This is a genomic window from Drancourtella massiliensis, from assembly GCF_016900655.1.
In the GTDB taxonomy this organism is placed as follows: domain Bacteria; phylum Bacillota; class Clostridia; order Lachnospirales; family Lachnospiraceae; genus Sellimonas; species Sellimonas catena.
Genome location: NZ_JACJKH010000051.1, coordinates 1 through 4547, shown reverse-complemented (window position 1 = coordinate 4547; position 4547 = coordinate 1). Strand labels below are relative to the sequence as shown.

The 4547-nt window shown below is 45.5% G+C and carries 3 protein-coding genes; all 3 read right to left on the bottom strand.

Annotation, left to right across the window (positions count from 1 at the left end; all coding sequences use genetic code 11):
* Positions 1-135: 135 nt before the first annotated feature.
* The 3 genes from H6A32_RS15510 to H6A32_RS15500 are packed head-to-tail and all read right to left on the bottom strand — an operon-like array spanning position 136 to position 4423.
* Entirely contained in the window at positions 136-1980 is a 1845-nt protein-coding gene (locus H6A32_RS15510) for an ABC transporter ATP-binding protein (protein ID WP_087254577.1), read from the bottom strand.
* Entirely contained in the window at positions 1973-4228 is a 2256-nt protein-coding gene (locus tag H6A32_RS15505) for an ABC transporter ATP-binding protein (RefSeq protein ID WP_204864788.1), read from the bottom strand. The genes H6A32_RS15510 and H6A32_RS15505 overlap by 8 nt, the downstream gene beginning before the upstream one ends.
* A gap of 21 nt (positions 4229-4249) precedes the next feature.
* Positions 4250-4423, bottom strand: coding sequence for a hypothetical protein (locus H6A32_RS15500; RefSeq protein WP_204864787.1), 174 nt, complete (start codon positions 4421-4423; stop codon positions 4250-4252).
* Between the last annotated feature and the right edge of the window lie 124 nt (positions 4424-4547).

Here is a 4547-nt window from a genome sequence, read left to right as displayed (position 1 = left end):
ACGAAAGAGGCAGTTCCATAGAGAATTCAGACTTTGAAAAAGTCCGAATTCTCTGGGACTGCCTCTTCTTTTCATGGCAGGGGTTAAAAATCGGTATTAACCGATAATCCCTTTCTGTATCTGCTTTTTACTTTTTCAGGAAGCCATTGCTCCGCTTCCGTCCTCAAACTGAGAATTGTAAAGTTCTGCGTAGAATCCGCCTTTCGCAAGGAGTTCCTCGTGTTTTCCCTGTTCAACAATATCTCCGTCCTTCAGAACGAGAATCCGGTCCGCATCACGGATCGTGGAAAGCCGGTGGGCAATGATAAAACTTGTTCTTCCTTTCATCAGATTATCCATCGCTTTCTGGATCTGAATTTCTGTCCTTGTATCAACAGAACTTGTCGCTTCGTCAAGAATAAGAATCTTCGGATCTGCCAGAATGGCTCTTGCAATCGTCAGGAGCTGCTTCTGACCCTGTGAAACATTGCTTGCCTCCTCATTCAGCTCCATGTCATAGCCGTCCGGAAGAGTCTGGATGAAGTGATGTGCATGTGCCGCCTTTGCAGCTTCCACAATTTCCTCATCAGTCGCATCCAGTTTTCCGTAACGGATATTATCGCGAATAGAACCGTTGAAAAGCCATGTGTCCTGAAGCACCATGCCGAACATCTGCCGCAGTTCTCCACGGTTGAAGTCTTTGACATTGTGCCCGTCAACAAGAATCGCTCCCTCATTGACATCGTAAAAGCGCATCAGAAGTTTAATCAGCGTTGTCTTTCCGGCTCCGGTCGGACCGACTATCGCGATCTTTTGTCCTTCTTTTACTTGTGTGGAGAAATCTTTGATGATGATATTGTTCGGATTATATCCGAATTTTACATGGTCAAACTCCACATTGCCCTGAAGCCCCTCTGTCGATACCGGATCTTTGGCAAACTGATCCTCTTCTTTTTCCTCCAGAAATTCAAATACTCGCTCGGAGGCCGCCGCCATGGACTGCAGCATGTTTGCCACCTGTGCCACCTGCTGAATCGGCTGAGTAAAGTTTCTTACATACTGGATGAAAGACTGGATGTCACCGACTTCAATCGTCTGTTTAATTGCCAGATATCCTCCAAGAATAGTAACGCCGACATATCCCAGATTGCCGACAAACTGCATGATCGGCATCATCATGCCGGAAAAGAACTGAGATTTCCATGCGGTCTGATACAGCACATCATTCATCTCGTTGAATTCTTTCAGGACATCCTCTTCCTTATTAAATGCTTTCACAATACTGTGTCCGCCGTAAATCTCTTCCACCTGTCCATTAACATGGCCCAGATATTCCTGCTGGTTTTTGAAGTATTTCTGTGAATGCTTCACAATAAATGATATAAGAATCAGAGAAATCGGCAGGATCAAAAGTGCCACCACCGTCATCAGCGGACTGATACTGAGCATCATGATAAGCACTCCGATCAGTGTTGTCACGGATGTAATCATCTGCGTTGCCGTCTGGTTCAGGCTCTGACTGAATGTATCTACATCGTTTGTGACACGGGAGAGCACCTCTCCGTGTGTCTTAGTATCAAAATAATTCATCGGGAGACGATTGATCTTTTCTGAGATTTCTTTTCTCATTCGATATGTCAGTTTCTGTGTAACTCCCGTCATGATATATCCCTGAATAAAGGAGAAAAGCGCACTGATTACATACAGGCAGAGAAGGGTAACCAGAATTCTTCCGATTTTACCAAAATCTATTCCCTCTCCTCCTGTTACTTTGCTGACCAGTCCGGTGAAGATCTCCGTCGTCGCTTTTCCAAGTACTTTCGGACCGATAATATTAAATATGGTACTTCCGATGGCAAACAGCATGACGAATAGAATCGGGATCTTATACGGGCCAATGTATTTCAGCACTCTTTTCAATGTCCCTTTAAAGTCTTTTGCCTTTTCACCGGCTCCCATATGTCCATGTCCGCCCATCGGACCTCTTCTTTGATTACTCATATGCTGCCTCCCCCTTTCCGTTTCCTTTTACCGCCTGTTCCAGTTCCTCCCTGGAAAGCTGGGACGAAGCAATCTGATAGTAAGCTTCACAGTTTTTCAGAAGCTCCTCATGGGTTCCAATGCCGGCGATCTCTCCTTCATCCAGAACAATAATCTGTTCCGCGTGAAGAATGGTACTGATTCTCTGAGCCACAATAATCACGGTGCTGTCCTTCGTCTTTTCTTTTAATGCCTGACGCAGAACCGTATCTGTTTTATAGTCCAGAGCTGAAAAGCTGTCGTCAAAGATAAAGATATCCGGATGTTTGGCTACAGCTCTCGCAATAGAAAGACGCTGTTTCTGTCCTCCGGAGACATTGCCGCCTCCCTGGGAAATCGGGCTGTCATAATCGTCCGGTTTCTCTTCGATAAAATCTTTCGCCTGCGCAATCTCAGCTGCTTCTTCTATGCGTTCCATCGGCATATTCTCATCACTGTATGCAATATTGGACGCGATCGTTCCTGAAAACAACATTCCTTTCTGCGGCACATATCCGAGTTTCTCCCGAAGTTCATGCTGTGTCACATTCCGGATATCCCTGCCGTCTATCCGGATCGCGCCTTCTGTCACATCGTAGAAACGTGGAATCAGATTGACCAGGGTCGACTTACCGCTTCCTGTACTTCCAATGATTGCGGTTGTTTCACCCGGTTTTGCGGTAAAATGAATATCATGAAGTACATCTTTTCCGGCTCCCGGATAACGGAAAGATACATGATCAAATTCCACAAGCCCTTTTCCTGCTTCCGGAATATGTTCCGGTTCTTCCTTATCTTTGATTGCTGTCTCGCTTGTCAGGATTTCATCGACACGTCCTGCCGCAACCGCTGCTCTTGGAAGCATAATTGAAATCATACAGATCATCAGGAAGGCCATAATAATCTGCATCGTGTACTGGATAAATGCCATCATATCTCCAACCTGCATTTGTCCGTTGTCCACGCCGTGTGCTCCTACCCACATAATCAAAATGCTGATTCCGTTCATGATCAGCATCATCGCCGGCATCATCAAGGTCATGGCACGGTTGACAAACAGGTTCGTTTTTGTCAGATCCGTATTGGCCTTGTCAAAGCGTTCTTCCTCATGTTTTTCTGTATGGAACGCGCGAATTACAGAAAGTCCTGTCAGAATTTCTCTTGTCACCAGATTGACACGGTCCACCATTTTCTGAAGGATCCGGAATTTTGGCATCACACAGAGAAATAGAAGCAGCACAACTCCAAGTATCAATACTACTCCAAGAGCGATGATCCAGGTCATGGATACATTGGTATTAATTACCTTGTAAATACCGCCGACTGCGATAATCGGCGCATAGAGCACCATGCGAAGCATCATGACAATCACCATCTGAATCTGCTGAATATCATTGGTGCTTCTTGTAATCAGAGACGCAGTGGAAAAGTGGTCAAATTCACTGCTTGAAAATCCGACAACCTTGGTAAATACATTTCTTCTGAGATCCCGTCCGACAGCTGCTGCCGTCCTGGAGGCCAGAAGGCCGACCGTCACACTTGCGAGCAGACCCAGAAATGCAAGTCCCAGCATCTTGGCTCCGGTAATCAGGATGTAATTTGTCTGCATGGCATCCATATCCACCCCAAGACTGCGGTATATGTTTTCAATATAAACCGTTGCTGTCTGTTCCAGCATCGTATCCGGCATATCGGACACCTGCTGTTCCATCTCCCGGACCATGGATTCCCTCTGTTCCTGTGGAAGCCCCCGGAGAATGTCAAACATGGATACGTCCCCCTGAACTGATCCTGCCGGCATCTGCGAAAGCATCTGCTCTTTCATCGCATCCAGTTCTTCACTGTCTGAAGAAAGCCCTTCTGCCAGAAACATCGGCTTCCCAAGAATATCGAAGAGTTCGTTCATCTGCTCTTCGTCATTGCGGACCGCGTCTTTCAGAACAACAAATTCCTCTCCTGTATCCAGATCTTCCTTTGTTCCTTCCCTGTACGCATCCTGCACCGTCCCGGCATCTTCCTGCGGGACAAGCAGAAGCAGATTTTCAAGGTCGGTCTTTCCGATCTGTTCCGGAACCGTCGTATCGATTCCGCCCTGCTGAATTCCTACATTGACAATATCTGATGTATATGTCGGTAGTGACAGATCGCAGAATGCCTGGACAAACAACACTACAATAATCGCCAGAATTACCATAGCATGCTGTTTCAGATATTTGAATAATTTTCCCATAATCGTTTCCTTCTTTCTGCCTTATTTTTTATCATCCAAATCAGCCATGCATTTCTTTTTGAAATCGATGCTGCAGCTTTCAATCTCTTCTTTTGTCATCAGATTTTCTCTGATCTGAAGCAGGATTCTTCGAAAAAGCAGTTTCTCTTCCGGCAGAACATCCTGAAACATTGCCTCATCCATTTCTTTCATCATGTCTTTGATTTTATTAACTAAAACTTCCCACACCAATACGGTGTGTTGAACCTTGAAAATTCAATATTTCAGCCAATAAAAAAGGCATAAACCTGTCCCGTTTGGTATAATGGAATTGACGAAA

What these genes read in the sequence shown, in the direction of transcription:
- H6A32_RS15510 (WP_087254577.1), bottom strand. Translation starts at nt 1,980, where the DNA reads ATGAGTAATCAAAGAAGAGGTCCGATGGGCGGACATGGACATATGGGA.
- H6A32_RS15505 (WP_204864788.1), bottom strand. Translation starts at nt 4,228, where the DNA reads ATGGGAAAATTATTCAAATATCTGAAACAGCATGCTATGGTAATTCTG.
- H6A32_RS15500 (WP_204864787.1), bottom strand. Translation starts at nt 4,423, where the DNA reads ATGATGAAAGAAATGGATGAGGCAATGTTTCAGGATGTTCTGCCGGAA.